14 protein-coding genes are annotated in these 18,968 nt (G+C 72.7%); 9 read left to right on the top strand and 5 right to left on the bottom strand.

The features are described 5' to 3' along the window. Nucleotides 1–59 precede the first annotated feature (59 nt). Nucleotides 60–1,883 (top strand): RNA polymerase sigma factor RpoD, encoded by a 1,824-nt coding sequence (gene rpoD / locus ACF3NH_RS18670; RefSeq protein ID WP_422925003.1) that lies wholly within the window; start codon nt 60–62, stop codon nt 1,881–1,883. A gap of 58 nt (nt 1,884–1,941) precedes the next feature. On the opposite strand, the gene ACF3NH_RS18665 is transcribed toward rpoD, so the two are convergent. Then, nucleotides 1,942–2,700 (bottom strand): 2-keto-4-pentenoate hydratase, encoded by a 759-nt coding sequence (locus ACF3NH_RS18665; RefSeq protein WP_422925001.1) that lies wholly within the window; start codon nt 2,698–2,700, stop codon nt 1,942–1,944. Between the two features lie 172 nt (nt 2,701–2,872). Between ACF3NH_RS18665 and ACF3NH_RS18660 the strand changes: the two genes are divergently transcribed. From ACF3NH_RS18660 to ACF3NH_RS18625, 8 genes are read left to right on the top strand one after another with little or no spacing between them, the layout of a single operon-like run. Continuing rightward, entirely contained in the window at nt 2,873–3,415 is a 543-nt protein-coding gene (locus ACF3NH_RS18660; RefSeq protein WP_370592006.1) for a chemotaxis protein CheW, read from the top strand. Continuing rightward, nucleotides 3,402–4,871, top strand: a complete 1,470-nt coding sequence (locus ACF3NH_RS18655) for a CheR family methyltransferase (protein WP_422924999.1) — start codon at nt 3,402–3,404, stop codon at nt 4,869–4,871. The genes ACF3NH_RS18660 and ACF3NH_RS18655 overlap by 14 nt, the downstream gene beginning before the upstream one ends. Further along, complete coding sequence (locus ACF3NH_RS18650) at nt 4,871–5,461, top strand: chemotaxis protein CheW (RefSeq protein ID WP_422924997.1); 591 nt, start codon at nt 4,871–4,873, stop codon at nt 5,459–5,461. The genes ACF3NH_RS18655 and ACF3NH_RS18650 overlap by 1 nt, the downstream gene beginning before the upstream one ends. Then, nucleotides 5,458–7,125: a methyl-accepting chemotaxis protein gene (locus tag ACF3NH_RS18645; RefSeq protein ID WP_422924995.1), complete on the top strand. Its 1,668-nt coding sequence runs from the start codon at nt 5,458–5,460 to the stop codon at nt 7,123–7,125. Before ACF3NH_RS18650 ends, ACF3NH_RS18645 begins: the two co-directional genes overlap by 4 nt. A gap of 33 nt (nt 7,126–7,158) precedes the next feature. Continuing rightward, the gene (locus tag ACF3NH_RS18640) at nt 7,159–9,414 is read left to right on the top strand and encodes a hybrid sensor histidine kinase/response regulator (protein WP_422924993.1); all 2,256 of its coding nucleotides are present in this window, start codon (nt 7,159–7,161) and stop codon (nt 9,412–9,414) included. A 23-nt stretch (nt 9,415–9,437) separates the two neighbouring features. Then, nucleotides 9,438–10,469 (top strand): chemotaxis-specific protein-glutamate methyltransferase CheB, encoded by a 1,032-nt coding sequence (cheB, locus tag ACF3NH_RS18635; RefSeq protein ID WP_422925354.1) that lies wholly within the window; start codon nt 9,438–9,440, stop codon nt 10,467–10,469. Beyond that, entirely contained in the window at nt 10,466–12,163 is a 1,698-nt protein-coding gene (locus ACF3NH_RS18630; protein ID WP_422924991.1) for an ATP-binding protein, read from the top strand. Before cheB ends, ACF3NH_RS18630 begins: the two co-directional genes overlap by 4 nt. Next, a complete protein-coding gene (locus ACF3NH_RS18625; protein ID WP_422924989.1) occupies nt 12,156–14,039 on the top strand; it encodes a response regulator in 1,884 nt (627 codons plus the stop codon). The genes ACF3NH_RS18630 and ACF3NH_RS18625 overlap by 8 nt, the downstream gene beginning before the upstream one ends. Nucleotides 14,040–14,063: 24 nt before the next feature. On the opposite strand, the gene ACF3NH_RS18620 is transcribed toward ACF3NH_RS18625, so the two are convergent. From ACF3NH_RS18620 to ACF3NH_RS18605, 4 genes are read right to left on the bottom strand one after another with little or no spacing between them, the layout of a single operon-like run. Beyond that, the gene (locus ACF3NH_RS18620) at nt 14,064–15,662 is read right to left on the bottom strand and encodes a GMC family oxidoreductase (RefSeq protein ID WP_422924987.1); all 1,599 of its coding nucleotides are present in this window, start codon (nt 15,660–15,662) and stop codon (nt 14,064–14,066) included. Continuing rightward, nucleotides 15,659–16,447 (bottom strand): 3-oxoacyl-ACP reductase FabG, encoded by a 789-nt coding sequence (fabG, locus tag ACF3NH_RS18615; RefSeq protein ID WP_198366796.1) that lies wholly within the window; start codon nt 16,445–16,447, stop codon nt 15,659–15,661. The genes ACF3NH_RS18620 and fabG overlap by 4 nt, the downstream gene beginning before the upstream one ends. Before the next feature lie 59 nt (nt 16,448–16,506). Continuing rightward, on the bottom strand, nt 16,507–17,211 hold the full coding sequence (locus ACF3NH_RS18610; RefSeq protein ID WP_198366795.1) for an ABC transporter ATP-binding protein: 705 nt from the start codon (nt 17,209–17,211) through the stop codon (nt 16,507–16,509). Next, nucleotides 17,195–18,967 carry a branched-chain amino acid ABC transporter ATP-binding protein/permease gene (locus tag ACF3NH_RS18605; RefSeq protein ID WP_422924984.1) on the bottom strand — a complete coding sequence of 591 codons (1,773 nt, stop codon included), beginning with the start codon at nt 18,965–18,967 and terminating at the stop codon, nt 17,195–17,197. Before ACF3NH_RS18605 ends, ACF3NH_RS18610 begins: the two co-directional genes overlap by 17 nt. Between the last annotated feature and the right edge of the window lies 1 nt (nt 18,968).

The raw sequence follows: 18,968 nt of genomic DNA, 5'->3' as shown, positions 1-18,968 counted from the left end.
CGGCATGGCACGAGACAGACGGGACCCCCTCGGTCCCCCATAACGAAGCAGGTGAATCAATGGACGGGATGTTTACCTACGGTACGGCGGATCAGAACGATGCCGAGGGTGGCGAGACCCTCAAGGCGCGGCATTCGGCGTTCGGGGACATCCTGGGCCAGGAAGGTCAGGACCTGCCCGAGCGCGACGGCACCCTGACCGAGGAGGCGCGCGGCTGGCGCGCCGGCTATGACGCCGGCGAGGAAGGCCTGGACGCTTCCGCCGGGGAGCAGGACGACGAGGCCGAATCCCCCCGCGAGGAGGCGGAGGCCGAGGAAAGCGCCGACGAGGCGGGCGAGGGCGGCAACGTCAACGAGGCCAGCATGGCCCGTTCCGACGATCCCGTCCGCATGTTCCTGCGCGAGATGAGCGGCACCGACCTGCTGACGCGGGAGCAGGAGATCGCGCTGGCCCAGCGCATCGAGGCCGGGCGGGACGCCATGCTGGCCGGGCTCTGCGAGAGCCCGATGACCTTCGTGCACATCGCCGCCTGGAAGACCGCGCTGGAGCAGGGGCAGATGCCGCTGCGGGACGTGGTCGAGCTCGAGGCCATGGCGGCCGATGCCGCTTCCCCCGCCGTGGCCGTCGAGGTGGAGGAGGGCGAGGAGGCCGAGGCCGCGCCGCACGCCACGCTCGACGAGAAGATGAAGCCGGAGGTGCTGGCCGCCTTCGTGGCGGCGCTGGAGGCGCATGAGCAGCTGCGCGCCATGCCGCCCCGCAGCGAGGCCGCGATGGCCTATCGCCAGGAGATGGTGGGCCTCTTCGCCGCGCTGCGCCTGCGTCCGGCCCGGCTCGACCTGCTGGTCGGCCAGGTGCGCGACACCAACCGCCGCCTGCTGGCGCTGGATGGCAAGGCGATGCGCCTGGCCACCGCCGCGCGCATGGACCGCGACCTGGTGATCAGCCTCTGGGACGGCAGCGAGCAGGGCGCGGCGGCGCTGCTGCAGGCGGTGCAGAAGGCCAAGACCAGCTCTGCCAAGCGCGAGGCCAGCCTGCGGGAGCTGCGCGAGGGCCTGCCGGGAATCCGCGCCGCCGTGGCGGCGCTGGAGGCGGAGAGTGGCCTGCCGGCGGCCGAGCTGCGCCGTGTCTGCGCCGAGGTCGGCCGTGGCGAGCGCGACATGCGCAAGGCGAAGGAGGAGCTGACGCGGGCGAACCTGCGTCTCGTCGTCCACATCGCCAAGCGCTACCGCAACCGCGGCCTGATGTTCGGCGACCTGATCCAGGAGGGCAACATCGGCCTGATGCGCGCGGTCGACAAGTTCGACTGGCGCCGCGGCTTCAAGTTCGCCACCTACGCCACCTGGTGGGTGCGGCAGGCGATCACCCGCTCGCTGGCCGATCAGGCGCGCACCATTCGCGTGCCGGTGCACATGACCGAGACGGTGGGCAAGGTGGCGCGGATGAGCCGCCGCTTCCAGCAGAAGGCCGGCCGCGAGCCGACGCCGGAGGAGCTGGCGGGCGAGCTCGGCATGTCGGTGGACAAGGTGCGCGCCGTGCAGCGCCTGGCGCGCGAGCCGGTCAGCCTTGAGAACCCGATCGGCGAGGATGATGACGGCCGCCTCGGCGACTTCATCGAGGACGAGAACGCGGTGATCCCCTTCGAGGCCGCCGCCCGGTCCTCGATGCGCGACGCCACCATGCGCATCCTCTCCGACCTGACGCCGCGCGAGGAGCGTATCCTGCGCATGCGCTTCGGCATCGGCGGCGAGAACGACCACACGCTGGAGGAGGTCGGCAAGACCTTCAACGTGACCCGCGAGCGCATCCGCCAGATCGAGGCGAAGGCGCTGAAGAAGCTGCAGGTCTCGAAGCGCGGACGGTCGCTGCGCAGCTTCCTGGCCTGAGCCGGGCCAGGGGATCGCCCCTGGGCTCGCCCCCGGCCCCGCGATTGTCGGCGGCGGTTCAGAGGATCGCCGTCTCCACCGCGCCGACGCCCGCGAACTCCGCCCGCACCCGGCTGCCGGCCTCCACGGCGGGCATGCCGGTGCAGCTTCCCGTGGTGATCACCATGCCCGCCTTCAGCCCGCCGTAGCGGTGGGCGCCCTTGTTGGCGAGCCACTGGATCAGCCGGATCGGCTCCCCGGCCGAGTTGCCGCCAACCTGCTCGACCACCACCCTGTCATTGAAGGTGAGCTTCACCGGCAGGGCGGGCGGATCGATGTGGCGCCAGTCCATGACCGCCGGCCCGACCACCAGGGCGCCATGGCTCGCCTGGTCGGCGGTGTGGCTCAGCGGATCGCGCCCCAGGCTGACGAAGCGCGTATCGACGATCTCGATCGTCGGATGCAGGCTCTCGATGGCGTCCAGAACCTCCTCGCGCGAATAGGGCGCCTCGCGCGGCGGCAGGTCGGCGCCGAGGCGGTAGCCGATCTCGGCCTCGATGCGGGTGATATTGAAATCGGCGGCGGCATAGGGCGTGGCGTCGAAGCGCAGGTTGCGCTCGTGCAGCGGCGCGCCGGAGGGATCGGCGGTGGGGGAGGCGGCGCCGACCTTGAAACCGGCGATCGGGCCCAGCGCCTCAGCCACCAGCGCGTGGATGGCGAAGACATCCTCCATGGAGGCCGGCTGCGCGCCTTCCGGCAGCGCCTCCAGCCAGTTGCGGCTGCGCCGGGCTTCCAGCAGGGCGGCGGCGGCGGCGGCGGCGGCGGTATCGGTGGCCATAAGCGGGGTTTCTCCTTGGTGATCTGACGGTGGTCGTGGGGGCTGGGATCGTCGGGGCAGCGGGCCATGACGCGGCCGCGGCATCCTGCCGCAAGCCGGCGGGGCCGGGGAGGGGGGCTTGTGACGGGCGGCACCGATGCTATCGAGGCGGCTGTCAGGAGGCCCGCGAGTCGTGACGATCAATCCCCCCGGCATCTCCTCTGGCATCGCCGCGCCCGGCCGTTACCTGCTGCTGCGGCTGGGCACCCGGCGCTGTGCCCTGCCGGCCGCCGCGGTGCGGGAGCTGCTGCCGCTGCCCCGCCTCTGGCGGCCGCCCGGCCTGCCCCGTCCCCTGGCCGGTTTCCTGAACCTGGGCGGCGCGGCGGTGCCGGTGCTCGACCTGCCCCGCCTCCTCGGCCTGGCCGATCCCGCCGGCGGGGCCGAATCGGCGCTCTACCGCCACCTCGTCCTGACGGCGGGCGTGCTGCCGGGGCAGGATCTCGCCCTGCTGGTGGACCGCGTGCTGGACATGATGCCGGCCCCCGCCTCCGCGCTGCGGCCGCTCGCGCCGGAGCAGAGCCTGAACGGATGCGCCGCGGCGGAGATCGAGACGCCCGAGGGTTTCGTGCATCTCCTGGCGCCGGAGCGGATCCTGCTGGCGCAGGAGCGGTCGCGGCTCGCGGCGCTGCGCGACGCGGAACAGGCGCGCCTGGCGGAATGGGATGGCGCCGTCTGATGCCGCCGTGCTGATGCCGGGGTCGCGCCCGGACTTCATCCCCGATGCGGAGTTCGAGCGGCTGAAGGCGTTGCTCATCGCGCGGACCGGGCACTTCTACTACCAGGACAAGGATACCCTGCTGTGGGAGCGGCTGCGCCGCCGCCTGCAGCGCACCGGCCTGCGCGGCTGCGGCGCCTATCTGGACCGCCTCGCCGATCCTCTGCTGGGCGAGGCGGAATGGATAGCGCTCGAGGCCGAGATCACCATCGGCGAGACGTTCTTCTTCCGCTACGCCGAGCAGTTCGCCGCCCTGCGTGGCACCATCCTGCCGGAGATCCTGGGGCGCCGGGCGCCGTCACGGGGCCTGCGGATCTGGAGCGCCGGTTGCGCCAGCGGGGCGGAGCCCTATTCCCTGGCCATCCTGCTCCGCCGGATCCTGGGGGCGGAACTGGCGGAATGGCGGGCCTATCTCCTGGGCACCGACCTGAACGAGGCGGTGCTGCAGATGGCGCGGGCCGGGCGCTACAGCCGCTGGGCGTTGCGCGGCGTGCCGGCGGAGGAGGTGGAACGGGACTTCCTGCCGCAGCCCGGCGGGCGGGACTGGCTGCTGCGGCCCGAGCACCGCGCCATGGTGCGCTTCGAGCGGCACAACCTGCTCAGCCTGCTCGACGGCACGTCGCCGCTGCAGATCAATGAATTCGACCTGATCCTCTGCCGCAACGTACTGATCTACTTCCACCCCGACACGGTGGTGCGGATCGTGCGCGCCCTGGCGGAGCGGCTTGCCGAGGGCGGCTGGCTGCTGCTGGGCCATGCCGAGCCGAACCCCGCCTTCGCGGAGTTCCTGGAGGTGGTGAACCTGGCGGGCACCGTGGCCTACCGGCGGCCCGCCGCCGCCCTCCGGCCGCCGGAGGCGGCACCGCCGCCTCCGCCTCCGCCTCCGCCCCCGCCCTCCGGCCCCCCTCCCCCCCCGCGTGTCCTTCCGTCGTGGCCACCGCCGGCGCCCCGCCGGGCCGTTCCGCCGCCCCCGCCGGCGCCGCCGGGCGCGGCGGCGCGCGAGGATGCGGAGGTGGCGCTCCGGCGCGTCCGCCAGTTGGCCGATGCGGGAGACCTGCCGGCCGCCCGCGCAGCCTGCGAGACGGTGCTGGCGCAGCAGCCGATCCGGCCAGCGCCGCACTACTACAAGGGGCTGATCGCCCGTGGCCTCGGCCAGCCCGGCGAGGCGGAGCGCGCCTTCCGTGACGCGCTCTACCTCAAGGGCGATTTTCCCATGGCCCATTACCAGCTGGGGCTGTTGTTGCTAGATGAGGGCCGCCAGATGGCCGGCCGGCGCGCCCTGGCCACGGCCGCGCGCCTGGCCTGGGAGTTGCCCGCCGCCACGCCGCTGGAGGAAGGGGACGGCATGACGGCCAGGCAATTGAGGGAGTTGGTGCGGTTGCATCTCGAGGCTCCTCCCGCAGGCCCGGCCCGCTGATGCCCGGCGGGCTCTCGCCGCTGCCGGGACTGCGCCGCCAGGCCGAACGCCTGCTGGAGGAGCGCACCCGGGCCCTGGCCGGCCGCGCCGCCGGCAGCCGCGCGCAGCCGAGCGTCGCCGTGCTGGCCTGTGGCCTGGGCGAGGAGTTCTGCGCCCTGCCGCTGCATGCGGTGCTCCGTATCCTGAGTTTCGTGCCCTGCGCGCCGCTGCCGGGGACGCCGCCGGCCATGCTGGGCGTCTGCGGCCAGGGCGGCATGCTGTTCAATGTCCTCGACCTGGCCGCCGCCCTGAGCCGGGGCGCCGCGGGCGCCGCCCCGGCGGGGGGACATCTGCTGCTGCTGCGCCACACCCCGCGCCGCTTCGCCCTGCGGGTGGACCGCGCGCTCGGCCTCGCCCGGCTGCCGGCGGCGCTGCCCTTCCTGGCGGCGGAGGATGCCGCCACGCCGGTCACCGCCCATGCGCCCCTGCCGGCCGAGCTGGCCGGCGAACTGCCCGCCGGCCGGCGGCCGGTGATGTCGCTGATCGATCCCCACCACCTGCTGCGCCCCTATCTGGCGCAGAGCCATGCCGCCCCGGAGGCCGAGACTTGAGCATCGCCAACCGCATCCTCCTCGGCTTCGCCACCATGACGCTGCTGCTGGTCGGCCTCGGCGCCTACGGCCTGCACCAGATCGGCGTGGTGACGCAGTCCTCCGAGATCGTCGTCACCCGTGACGTCGCCATGCTGCGCCAGTTGCTGCTGTTGCAGGAAACCGAGGCGCGGATGCAGGAGACGCGCAGCCGCACCGTGGCCCGCTTCCTGGTGCGCCGCCTGGAGCAGCCGGTGGAGGGCGAGAACCCGCAGCAGGCCTGGCCGCGCCACGCCAGCCAGGCCGAGCGCGTGCTGGGCGAGATGCAGAGCCTGGCCGCCCAGAACATCGCCACGGCCATCACCCGCGAGCGGCGCGAGGGCTGGCAGCGGATCAGCCAGCAGCTGGCCCAGGCGGGGTCCGTGCTGCGGCAGCTGCGCGAGCTCAGCGGCGAACAGTTCCAGGCGATCCGCGCCGACGACCTGTCCGCCGTGGCGGCGGAGGGCGTCAGCCTGCTCAATGCCCATACCGAGTTCACGGTCCTGCTGCAGCAGATCCAGGAGACGCTCAACGAGATCGTCGTCACCGGCCAGCGCGCCAGCCTCGACATCTACGAGGAGAGCCGTGTCTCGGTCCTGCTGATGCTGCTCGGCGCGCTGCTGCTCGGCATCGCCGTCACGCTGATGATCCGTCGCTCCATCGCCCGCCCGCTGGCCAAGCTCATGACCTTCGTGGAGCAGGTCGGGCGTGGCGACCTCGGCGGGCGCGCGGCGGAGGACGGGCCGGCCGAGCTGCGCCGCCTCGGGGTCGAGCTGAACGGCATGGTGGAGGGGCTGCGGCAGCTCGCGCGGCAGAGCCGGGACGCGACGGAGAACCTGAACGCCGCCGCCGCCGAGATCCGCGCCAGCACCCAGGAGCAGGCGGCGAGCGTCGAGGAGCAGCTGGCCGCCGTGCAGGAAACCGCCGCCACGGTGGACGAGATCACCCATTCCGGCGGCCAGATCGGCAAGCGGGCGCAGGAGGTGATCGCCTCCGCCCAGGCCACGGCGCAGACCTCGACCGCGGGCCTCGTCGCGGTCGACGAGACGGTGCGCGCCATGGACGCGATCCGCGAGCAGGCCGAGGCGGTCGCCGGCCACATCGTCGCGCTGTCGGAGAAGACCCAGGCGGTGGGCGAGATCATCGCCACGGTGAACGACATCTCCGAGCGCTCGCACCTGCTGGCGCTGAACGCCGCCATCGAGGCGGCGGCGGCGGGCGAGCAGGGGCGCAGCTTCGCCGTGGTCGCCGGAGAGATGAAGACCCTGGCCGACCAGGCGAAGGACGCGACCAACCAGGTGCGCTCGATCCTGGGCGACATCCAGCGCGGCATCAACGCCTCCGTCATGTCGACCGAGGAGGCGGTGAAGCGCGTCGCCGCCGGGCGCGAGCGCACCGGCGTCACCCATGCGACGATCACCGAGATCACCGGACGGATCCAGGAAAGCGTGCAGACCTTCCAGCAGATCGTCGCCAGCACCAACCAGCAGCAGCTCGGCATCGAGCAGGTGATGAGCGCGCTGCAGAACATCCGCCAGGCCAGCCAGCAGACGGCCGCCGGCACCCGGCAGCTCGACATGGCGGCGGGCAACCTGTCGCAGCTCTCCCAGCAGCTGGTGACGCTCTCCGACCGGTACCGCCTGTGAGAGCCCGTTCGAGAATGACCGCCGCCTGAGCCCATGAACGATTTCCGCCAGGAGCTTCTTGCCGCCTTCGCCGCCGAGCATCGCGAGCATCTCGATGCGATCCGCGCCGGCCTGATGGCGGCCAGCGCCGGCGAGCCCTATGACCTGCGGGACATGTTCCGCCGGGCGCACAGCCTGAAGGGCGCGGCGCGGGCGGTCGATCTGCCTGCCGTCGAGGAGCTGGCGCACCGCCTGGAGGCGGTTCTCAGCCGCGTCTCGGAAGGCGGCCTGGCGCTGTCGGCGGAGGTGGTCGCGGCGCTGCGGGCCGGGCTGGATGGCGTGGAGAGCCAGGTGGCGTCGCTGGATGCGACGGGCGGCGCGGCGCCCCGGCCCACCGCCGCGCTCGGCGCCCTGGACGGCGTGCTGGGCGCCAAGGCCGGGCCGGGCGAGGCACCGCGGTCCGGGGCGGCACCGGCCCCGCCCTTGCCCCCGACCCCGGCTCTGGCCCCGACTCCGGCTCTGGCCCCGGTGCACCCGGCCGAGGTCGTGACGGGGCCGGACTATCTGCGCCTGCGTGCCAGCCAGCTCGATGCCTTGTCCGGCGCGGTGCATGCGCTGGCCGCCGGCCTGCAGCACCGCGATTCCCTGCAGGCCGGCCTGGCCGCCCTGGAGGCCGAGCTGCGCGGCCTGCGGCGCGGCTGGGAAGCCGCCCGGCGCGGCGCCGGCGGGCCCGGAGCGGGGGGCCAGCAGATGGCGGAGCTGGACCGGGCGCTGGACCGCGCCCTGCGCCAGGCGACGCGGCTCGGGCGGGAGCAGCGCGCGGCGGTAGCGGCGGAGGATGCGTCGCTGGCCGAGCTCCGCCGTCAGGTGGAGCGCATCGCCCTGGTGTCCGCCGAGACGGTGCTGGGCGGCCTCGGCCCGATGGCCCGCGACCTGGCGCGCGAGGCGGGGACGGAGGCGTTGCTGCGCCTGGAAGGGCTGGACCTGCAGGCCGACCGCCGGCTGCTGCAGGCGCTGAAGGACCCCGTCACCCACCTGCTGCGCAACGCCGTGGGCCACGGCCTCGAGAGCGACGCCGATCGTCGCCGCGCCGGCAAGCCCGCAGCCGCCGAGATCGGGCTGCGGCTGCGGATCCGTGGCGGCCTGTTGCTGCTGACCGTCTTCGATGACGGGCGGGGCCCGGATCTGGCGCGGATCGAGGCCGTGGCGGTGCGCCAGGGCCTGCTGCCACCGCGCCCGGCGGATGCGCCGCCGCCGCCGGCCGACCACCTGCTGTCGCTGGTCTTCGAGCCCGGCTTCTCCACCGCCGCCGCGGTCGATCGGCTTTCCGGCCGCGGCATCGGCCTTTCTGTCGTGGCCGAGGCGGCACGGCGCCTGCACGGCACCGCGCGGATGCGGCCCCGCCGCCCCTGGGGAACCGAGGTGGAACTGGCCCTGCCGCTGTCCGCGGCGCGCCAGCCGGTGCTGCTGGTGGAGGTCGCCGGGCGGATCTACGGCCTGCCGGGGCATGGGGTGGAGCGGTTGCTGCGGCTGCGGGCCGATGGGCTGGAAAAGGTCGAGGGCCGCAGCATCGCGCGCATCGGAATCGAGGGTCGGGACGTTATCGCCCCTGTCATGGCCTTGCCCCTTCTTCTGGACCAGCCCGCGCTCCCCATCCCCATCGAGGCCGATCACATCCAGGCCGTGCTGCTGCGCAGTGGCGAGCGGCGCTGCGCCCTGGCGGTGGACCGCCTGTGGGATGTGCGGGAACTGACCGTCGAGGGGCTGGACGCGCCCTTCGACGCCGGCGCCGCCAGCCTCCTCATGGGGGTGGCGTTGCGGGACAATGCGGCGCCCGTGCCGGTGCTGAGCCCCGAGGCGCTGATCGGCCGCTGGCTGCGCGAGGAAGGCCGGCTGGCCGCCGCCGGTCTCAGCCTGGCGCCGCAGGGCCCCGCCCCGGCCGCGGCGGCCACCATCCTGGTGGTGGATGATTCCATCACGACGCGGACGCTGGAGAAGAGCATTCTGGAGGCGCAGGGCTACCGCGTCCTGCTGAGCGTGGACGGGCTCGACGCGCTCAACCTGCTGCGCGGCGACGCGGTGCCCGACCTGGTGGTGGCGGATGTCGAGATGCCGCGCATGGACGGCTTCGCGCTGCTGCAGGCCATGCGCGCCGACCGCCGGCTGGCCGCCATGCCGGTGATCCTGATGACCTCGCGGGCGGATCCCGAGGATGTCCGGCGCGGTCTCGAACTCGGCGCCAATGCCTATCTGACCAAGCAGAAGTTCGACCAGCGCGAACTGCTCTCGACCATCGGACAGTTGCTTTGAGCCTTTCCGCGCCCGCCCGCGTCATGATCGTCGAGGATTCCGCGGTGGTGCGCCGCCTCCTGGCGCATATCGTCTCGCGCGATCCGCGCCTCAGCCTGGTCGCCGCGGTCGGCTCGGCCGAGGAGGCGCTGCGCGAGCTGCCGCGCATCCGCCCCGACGTGATCTCCATGGACATCCGCCTGCCCGGCATGGATGGGCTGGAGGCGACCCGCCGCATCATGGCGGAGCAGCCGACACCCATCGTCGTCATCGCCGACAGCGTCGAGGATGCCTCGCTGCGGATCTCCATGAACGCGCTGCGCGCCGGGGCCCTGGCGGTGGTCGAGAAGCCGGTGGGGATGGAGAGCGGTGGCCACGACCGCATCGCCGAGACCATCTGTACCCAGCTCTCGATCATGAGCCAGGTGCCGGTCATCCGCCGCCGTGGCGTCACGCCGGGCCCCGTTCTCCGGCCGGAGGCGGTTCCGGCGCCGCAGCCGGAGGCGCCGCGCCTGCTGGCCATCGCCGCCTCCACCGGCGGGCCGCCGGCCCTCGCCCAGGTGCTGGGCGCGCTGCCGGCGGATTTCCCGCTGCCGGTGCTGCTGGTGCAGCATATGGGAGGCGCCTTCATGGAGGGCTTCTCGCAATGGCTGGATGGGCTGGTCCCGCTCAAGGTCGGCCTGGCGCGGGATGGCGAGGCGCCGCGCCCCGGCCATGTCCACGTGGCCCCCGGCGACCGGCATCTCCTCCTCGGCCCGGGCGGGTTGATGCAGGTCAGCGCCGGGCGGCCGCTGGCCAGCCAGCGCCCCTCCGCCACCCTGCTGTTCCGCTCGGTCGCGGCGGCGCTGGGGCCGCGCGCCGTCGGCGTGCTGCTCACCGGGATGGGCGAGGATGGCGCGCTGGGTCTGGCGGAGCTGCGCCAGGCGGGCGGCTTCACCCTCACCGAGCATGAGAGCACGGCGGTGGTCTACGGCATGCCGGCGGCGGCGGTGCGGCTGGGCGCCTCCTGTCTCAGCCTGCCGCTGCCGCTGATCGGGCCACGCCTGGCGCAGATGGCGCGGGGGCGGGGGGCATGAGCGAGTCCGCCGGGCCGCTGCTGCTGGTCGAGGATTCCGAGACCCAGGCACTGCAGATGCGCCACATGCTGGAGGGCCACGGCTTCCCGGTGCGCCGCGTGGCCACCGCCGAGCTGGCGCTGGAGGCGCTGAACGGCCCGCTGCCGGCGCTGGTCATCGCCGACTATCATCTGCCGGGGATCAATGGCGATGAGCTGGTGCGGCAGATCCGGCTGAACAGCCGGACCCGCGCCATCCCCGTCCTGATGCTGACCGAGGCGCGCGAGGGCGACCTGGAGCGGCAGGGGCTGGAGAGCGGCGCCGATGCCTATGTGGCGAAGTCGGCGGCGCCGGAGATGCTGCTGCCGCGCATCCGCGCGCTGCTGCGGCAGCGGACCGCATCGGCGGCGCCGGAGACGGCCGCCGCGCCGTTCCGCCGCGCCCGCCTGCTGGTGCTGCATGAAAGCCCGACCTACCGGAGCTATCTCACCGGCCTGCTGGAGCGCAGCGGCCACGAGGTCACGCCCTTCGCCCGGCCGGAGGCGGCCCTGGCGGCCGTGGCGGAGCAGCGCGACCGGTGGGACGGCGTGGTCTTCGGCATGCCGCAGGAGGGCGGGGAGGCCGCGGACCTCTGCCGCCGCCTGGGCACGCTGCGCGACCCCGGCGCCGGCGCCGGCTTCCAGATCATCACCCTGGGCGCCGAGGACCCGGCCGGGCACGAGGCCATGGCCCGCACCTACGAGGCCGGGGCGGACGACATCATCCCCGCCTCCGCCGATGCCAAGGTTCTGGTCCTGCGGATCAACGCCGCCCTGCGCCGCAAGATGCTGCAGGAGGAGGACCGGCGTGCCGCCGAGGAGAGCCGGGCGCGGCTGACGGCCGTGGAGCGGGCCCGCGCCGAGGCTGCCGCCGCCCAGGCCAAGGCCGCGCTGGCCGAGGCCCTGGAGCGCGCCAACCGCGAATTGCGGGACACCCAGACCAAGCTGGTCCAGGCCGCCAAGATGGCCTCGCTCGGCGAGCTGGTGGCCGGCATCGCGCATGAGATCAACAATCCCCTGGCCTTCATCCTGGCGCATCAGGGCACGGTGGAGCGGTTGCTCGGCCAGATCGAGGCGACGATGCCGGAGGCGGCCGAGGGGCGGCCGCAGCTCCTCCGCTGCCGGGAGCGCGTCGGCGCCATGGCGCTGGGGCTGCGCCGCATCCAGGAGGTGGTGGTGAATCTGCGCAAGTTCTCGCGCCAGGAGGACGCCTTCCGGGTTGTGAATGTCCCCGATGCCCTGGACACGGTGCTGGCGCTGCTGGCACACAAGCTGGGCGACCGTGTCATCGTCCAGCGCCACTACACGGCCGTGCCGGAGCTTTGCTGCTCCCCCGCGCTTCTGAACCAGGTGGTCATGAATATCATCAGCAATGCCACCGATGCCATGCCCGAGGGGGGGACCATCGCCATCACCACCCGGAACGACATGCGCGACTACCAGATCGAGATCACCGACACCGGGCCGGGCGTGCCGCAGGCGATGCGCGACCGCATCTTCGAGCCCTTCTTCACCACCAAGGCGGTCGGCCAGGGCACCGGCCTCGGGCTGGCCATCGCCTACAACGTCATTCAGGCGCATGGCGGCACCATCCTTGTCGATGACGGCGAGTCCGGCGGCGCACGCTTCCTGATCAGCGTGCCGCGCGAGCCGGACACGGCGGCCGAGCATGCCTGATCGCAGTCCGGCGACGATCCTGCTGGTCGACGACGAGCAGGAGATCCTCGTCGCCCTTTCGGATCTCCTCGAGGATGAGTTCCGCGTACTGACCGCCGGCTCGGGCGCGCAGGGGCTGGAGATCCTGGCGCGCGAGCCGCGGGTGCATGTCATCATCTCCGATCAGCGCATGCCGGAGATGCCGGGCGACGTGTTCCTGGCGCGCGCGCGCGAGATCACCACCGCGGAAGCCCTGCTGCTGAGCGGCTATGCCGACCTCGAGGCGGTGATCAACGCGGTGAACAACGGCCGCATCGCCGGCTACGCGCCGAAGCCCTGGGAGCCCGCCGGCCTGCTCAGCATGGTGCGCGGCGCCGTGTCGCGCTACCGGCTGGCGCAGGCGCTGGAGACGGAACAGGCCCTGCTGCAGGGGCTGATGGCCAGCTCCGCGGCGGCGGTCAGCTTCAAGGATGAGGCAGGCGAGTTCGTCCGCCTCAACGCGGCCAAGGCCCAGTCCCTCGGACGCAGCGTGGAGGAATGCCTGCATCGCCGGGAGGCGGATATGCTCGACCCGCCGGCCCAGGAGGCCCTGCTCGCCGCCGAGGCGGCGGCGCTGGAGAGCGGCCTGCCGGCGGAGCAGGTGGAGCAGCGGCAGCAGGATGGCATGACGCGCTGGGTGCGCGTGACCCGCACGCCGATCCGCAACCGCGGCGGCCAGATCACGCATCTGGCCGTTCTGGAGCAGGACATCACCGACCAGCGCAACCTGGAGCAGCGCCTGCATCAGTCCGAGAAGATGCAAGCGCTGGGCACCATGGCCGGCGGCGTGGCGCACGACTTCAACAATCTGCTGACCGCCATTCTCGGCACGCTCGAGCTCCTGACCCGCATCGAGGATGGGGACAGCCGGCGCCAGCGGCTGCTGCGGAACGCCATCATGGCGGCGGAGCGCGGCTCCTCCCTGACGCAGCGGCTGCTGAGCTTCAGCCGCAAGCGGGATCTCCAGCTGCAGCCGACCGTGGTGGACAGCCTCCTGCGCGACACCGAGGATCTGATCCAGCGCAGCATCGGCAACGGGATCGGGCTGCGCTGGCACCTGGCGCCAGAGCTCTGGCAGGCCATGGTCGATCCCGAGCAGCTGAGCCTCGCCGTGCTCAACCTCTGCATCAACAGCCGCGACGCCATGGAGCAGGGCGGCACCATCACCATCTCAACGCGCAATGTCAGCCTGGCGGACGGCGAGGCCGCCGACCTGCCCTCCGGTGACTACGTGTCCATCGCGGTCACCGACGACGGGGCGGGCATGGCGCCCGCCGTCCTGCGCCAGGCCTTCGAGCCGTTCTTCACCACCAAGGAGGTCGGGCGGGGCACCGGCCTGGGCCTGTCCATGGTCTATGGGCTGAGCCGCCAGTCGGGGGGCACCACCCTGCTCAGCAGCGAGCCGGGGCGGGGGACCACGGTGGAATTGCTCCTGCCCCGCGCCCGTCGGCCACGGGCCGAGGCGAAGGAAGAGGATGGCCAGCCGGCGGCGGGGGCGGCGCGCGCCAGGATCATGGTGGTGGATGACGATCCCGGGGTCCGCAGCATCACCACGGCTTTCCTAACAGATCTGGGCCATCAGGTGACGGAGGTGCCCAGCGGCGAGGCCGCCCTGGCCACGCTGGAGCAGGGCGCGGGCTGCGACCTGGTGGTGACCGATCTGGTGATGCCCGGCATGAGCGGTGTCGAGTTGGCCCGCCGGCTGCGGGCGACATATCCTTGCCTGCCCTTGCTGGTGCTGACCGGCTATGCCGACCCCGAGCTGCTGCCGGAGGGCCTGCCCCTGCTTCGCAAGCCCTTCCGGCAGAATGAGCTGGCCGGCAGGGTGGCGGCCCTGCTGGACCCCGCGCGCGGCTGACGGCGCCGGGCCGGATCGGAAGCATCAGGGGCGCCGCAGCAGGTCTGCGGCCTTCTCCGCCACCATGATCACCGCCGGCTGGATGTTCGAGGACGGCACCAGCGGCATCACCGAGGCATCGGCGATGCGAAGCCCGGCAATGCCGCGCAGCCTGAGCTCAGGGTCCAGCACGGCGGCGTCATCGGCCCCCATGCGACAGGTGCCGCAGGGGTGATAGACCGTCCCGCCGGTGCGGCGGATGTGGTCGAGCAGCGTCGCGTCATCGTCCTGCCCGGCGGGCGGCGCGATTTCCTCCCGCACCAGCCCGGCGAAGGGCAGGGCGCGGCCGATGCGCCGGCCGAGCCGCGCGCCCTCCAGCATGATGCGCTGGTCCTGCGGCGCGTCGAGGTAGTTGGCATGGATCAACGGAGGCTCCGCCGGGTCGGGGCCGCGCAACCGGATCTCGCCACGGCTCTCGGGCCGGCACTGGCCGAAATTGATCATCACCCCCGGCAGCGGCGGCAGCACGTAGCTGCCGGGGTTCAGGCCGAAGTTGATGAACTGGTACTGCACCTCCGCCTCCTCCGCGCCCGGCGTCACGCGCGCGAAGGCGGTGGCCTCGGTGGCGCCCACCGCCAGCGGGCCGTCGCGCCGCAGCGCGTAGCCGAGCACCGTGCGGGTCAGGCCGAGGCGGCTGGCCATGATCTCGTTCAGCGTGCCGGCGGGGCGGGTGCGGAAGGCGAGGCGGGCGATCAGGTGGTCCTGAAGGTTGCGCCCGACGCCCGGGCTGTGCCGCAGCACGGGAATGCCGAAGGCCGCGAGATCGGCGCCGTCGCCGATGCCCGACAGCATCAGCAGCTTCGGCGTGGCGATGGCGCCGGTGCAGAGCACCACCTCGCGCGCGGCGCGGAAGGTCTCCTCCGTGCCATCGGCGCGGCGCGCCAGCACACCCATGGCGCGGCCCTGCTCGACCAGCAGGCGCCGCGCCTCGATGCCGGTGACGACACGGAGATTGGGCCGCCGCCGCGCCGGGCGCAGATAGGCCCGCGCCGTCGAGACCCGCCGGCCGCCGCGCACATTCATCTGGATCGGCATGACGCCATCCACCGCGCCGTCGTTCATGTCGGCGTTGCGCGGCAGGCCGAGGCTTTCGCAGGCGGCGATGAAGGCGCGCGCGCCCTCCGACAGCCGCGCCACCTGGCTGACCGGCAGGGGCCCACCCTTGCCGCGCGTCTCTCCCGGTGGCCCCGCCCAGTCCTCCATCCGCCGGAAATAGGGCAGCACGTCGTCATAGGCCCAGCCGCGCGCCCCCGCCTGCGCCCAACGGTCGTAATCCCGTGGCGAGCCGCGCAGGAAGACCAGGCCATTGATCGAGCCGGAGCCGCCCAGCACCCGGCCGCGCGGCCAGTTGATGCTGCGGCCCTCGAGCGCGGGTTCCGGCTCGGTCGCGTACTTCCAGTCATAGCGCCCGCTGGCGAACAGCCGCGCATAGCCGGCCGGCACATGGATCCACAGGTCGCGGTCCTCCGGTCCCGCCTCCAGCAGCAGCACCCGCGTGGAGGGGTCCTCCGACAGCCGCGCCGCCACCACGCATCCGGCCGAGCCGCCGCCGACGACGATGTAATCCGCGATCTCTCCCGTCACGTCATCATGATCCCGCCGGCGACATCGACGGTCTGGCCGGTGATGAAGGAACTTTCGTCGGAGGTGAGGTAGAGCGCCAGATCGGCCACCTCGGAGGGCAGGCCGAGGCGGCCGAGCGGCGTCGCCGCCACCTGCGCCGCGTTCATGCTGTCATCGACGGTGCGGATCAGCGGCGTGTCGATGCGGCCCGGCGCGATGGCGTTGACGCGGATGCCCGCCGGCCCGAGCTCGGCGGCCAGATGCTTGGTCAGCCCGATCAGCCCCGCCTTGGTCGCCGCGTAGTGCACGCCGACGACGCTGGAATAGGTCTTTCCGGCGACGGAGGACATGTTGACGATGGTGCCGCGCCCGGCCTCGCGCATCGCCGGCGCCAGCAGCCGGATGGTGTTGAAGCAGCCGCTGAGATTGACGCCCACCACGCGCTGCCACTCCTCCGGCGCCATCTCCCAGACCGGCGCCGCCTTGCCCTGATGCTTGGGCGAGATGCCGGCATTGTTGACCAGCGTGGTGAAGGCGCCGCCGAGCCGCGCCTGCACCGCCGTGACGGCGATGGACAGCGCGTCGAAATCCGCGACATCGGCGGCGACGGCCTCGGCCCGCCCACCCGCCTCGCGGATCGCCGCCGCCACCTCCTCCGCCCGCTCCGCATAGGCATCCAGCACGCCGACCGCGGCGGCCCGCCGGCCGAAGCCCTCCGCGATGGCGGCGCCGATGCCCTGCCCGGCGCCGGTCACCAGCACGATCTGCCCGGCATGGCTCGGGCGTCCGGCGATGGTCCCGCTCATTGTCTTCTCCTGGTGGTCCGGCCCTTGATCGTCCGGCTCTGGGCGAAGTGAGGCACCCCTCAGATCCCGAGATAGGCGCGGCGCACATGATCGTCGCGCAGCAGCGCGGCGCCGGTGTCGCTCATGACGATCGCGCCGTTCTCCAGCACATAGCCCCGGTCGGCGATGCTCAGCGTGCGGAACACGTTCTGCTCGACGATCAGCACGGTGACACCGGTCGAGGCGATGCGCTCGACCACGTCGAAGACCTGGCGGACGATGATCGGCGCCAGCCCGAGCGAGGGCTCGTCGAACATCAGCAGCTTCGGCCGCGCCATCAGCCCGCGGGCGATCGCCACCATCTGCTGTTCGCCGCCCGAGAGCGAGCCCCCGTACTGGTCCAGCCGCTCGCGCAGGCGCGGAAACAGGTCCAGCACCTCCTCCAGCGTCTCCTGCATCCGCGCGCGCGCGGCCGGGGTGTAGGCCCCCATGCGGAGGTTGTCGCGCACGCTCATGAAGGGAAAGAGCTGCCGCCCCTCGGGGATCAGGGTGATGCCGCGCGCCACAACCTCATGCGGCTGCATGCGGCCGATCTCCTCGCCCTCGAAGGTGATGCGCCCGGCGGTCGGCCGCACCAGGCCCGCGATGCTCCGCAGCGTCGTGGTCTTGCCCGCGCCATTGGCGCCGACGATGGTGACCACCTCGCCCGCCCGCACCTCGGCGCTGATGCCGTGCAGGATCGTGGTGCGGCCATAGCCTGCCTGGACCTCATGCAGGGTGAGCATGCGCGAACTCCTCGCCCAGATAGGCCTCGATCACCGTCGGGTCGCGCACCACATGCGCCGGCCTGCCCTCCGCGATCAGCCGCCCGGAATTGAGCACGATGACGCGGTCGGACAGCGCCATGATGGCCTGCATGACGTGCTCGATGGCGATGATGCTGACGCCGCTGTCGCGGATATCCTCGATCAGCCGGATGGCGCGCCGCACATCGGTCTGGTTGAGCCCGGCCATCACCTCGTCCAGCAGCAGGATGCGCGGCTCCATCGCCATGACGCGGGCGATCTCCAGCCGCTTCAGCCCGCCGATGGTGAGCGAGCGCGCCTCGGCGTCGCGCTGCGCCCAGAGCCCCATGCGCTGCGCCACCTCGAGCGCCTTCTCCCGCGCCGCGGCATGGGTGGGATGGTTGTGGAAGGCGCCGATCATGATGTTCTCCAGCACCGTCATGGCGGCGAAGGGCTGGACGATCTGGAAGGTGCGCCCCACGCCCGCCCGCGCGAAGCCGTGCGGCGTGCGGGGGGTGATGTAGCCCCCCTCCTCGGCGCGGATGCGCACGATGCCGCTCTGCGGCGCGAGGAAGCCGGAAAGCTGGTTGAACAGCGTGGTCTTGCCGGCGCCGTTCGGCCCGATGATGCCGAGAACCTCGCCCTGGCGCAGCGTGAGGCTGACATCGTCGGTGACAGTGAGCCCGCCGAAGCGCTTATGGAGATGCTCGGCCATCAGGATCGGCTCACCGATGGCGCGCCGGACGGGCGCAGCCGCCTCTGCCGGGACGGTGGCCGGCGCCGCCACCTCCACTTCGCGCGCCTTCGGCCTGCGGCGGATCAGCCCGGCCAGGCCATCGGGGACGAACAGCACGATCAGCACCAGAACCGTGCCGTAGACGAAGCCGTGCAGGCCGAGCGCCGAGGCGCCGAGCCAGCCGCGCGCCAGCTCGGTCAGCGGGACGACCAGCAGCGTGCCCAGCAGCGGCCCCATCACCGTGCCGATGCCGCCGATCAGAGCGAACATCGCGATCTGCACCGAGAAGGCGAGGGAGAACATCGCCTCCGGCTCGATGAAGGTCAGGTACATGCCATGGAAGGTGCCGACCATCGAGGTCAGCGCGGCGGAGAGCGCGACGGCGTGGAGCCGCACCCGGAGCGTGTCGACACCCGCCGCCGCGGCGGCCGGCTCACGCTCCCGCGTCGCCACCAGGTAGTAGCCGAAGCGGGCATGGCGGACCCAGGCGGCGACGGCCAGGGTCAGCGCCAGCAGGCCGAAGGCGATCAGCATGGAGGGCCAGCGCTCGAAGAAGATCATCCAGGCCCAGCCGGTCTGCAACGGCACCATCAGCCCGACGGCGCCTCCGGTCAGGTCGGTGAAATGCAGCGCCAGCAGCCGGATCACCTGCAGGAAGGCGATGGTGGCCAGCGCGAAGAACGGTCCGCGCAGGCGGAAGCAGGGCAGGCCGATGCCGACGCCCACCAGGGCCGAGAGGGCCGCGCCCGCGAGCATGCCGATCCAGGGCGAGACGCCGAGCGGCACCAGCAGACCCGCCGTATAGGCGCCGATGCCGTAGAAGATGGCGTGTCCCAGGGAAAGCTGTCCGGCGAAGCCGCCGACGATGTTCCACGCCGTCGCCAGCGCGCCATAGAGGCAGATGGTGATGAAGACGTGGAAGACGAAGTCGTCCTGCACCAGAAGCGGCACTGCCAGCAGCAGCAGCAGCAGGAGGAGGAGCGCGGCCGCGGCGGTGCGGGGATCGAGGAGCCTGCCCATG

Source organism: Pseudoroseomonas sp. WGS1072 (assembly GCF_049340465.1).
Classification (GTDB): domain Bacteria; phylum Pseudomonadota; class Alphaproteobacteria; order Acetobacterales; family Acetobacteraceae; genus Pseudoroseomonas.
This window is presented reverse-complemented; position numbering and strand designations above follow the sequence as displayed.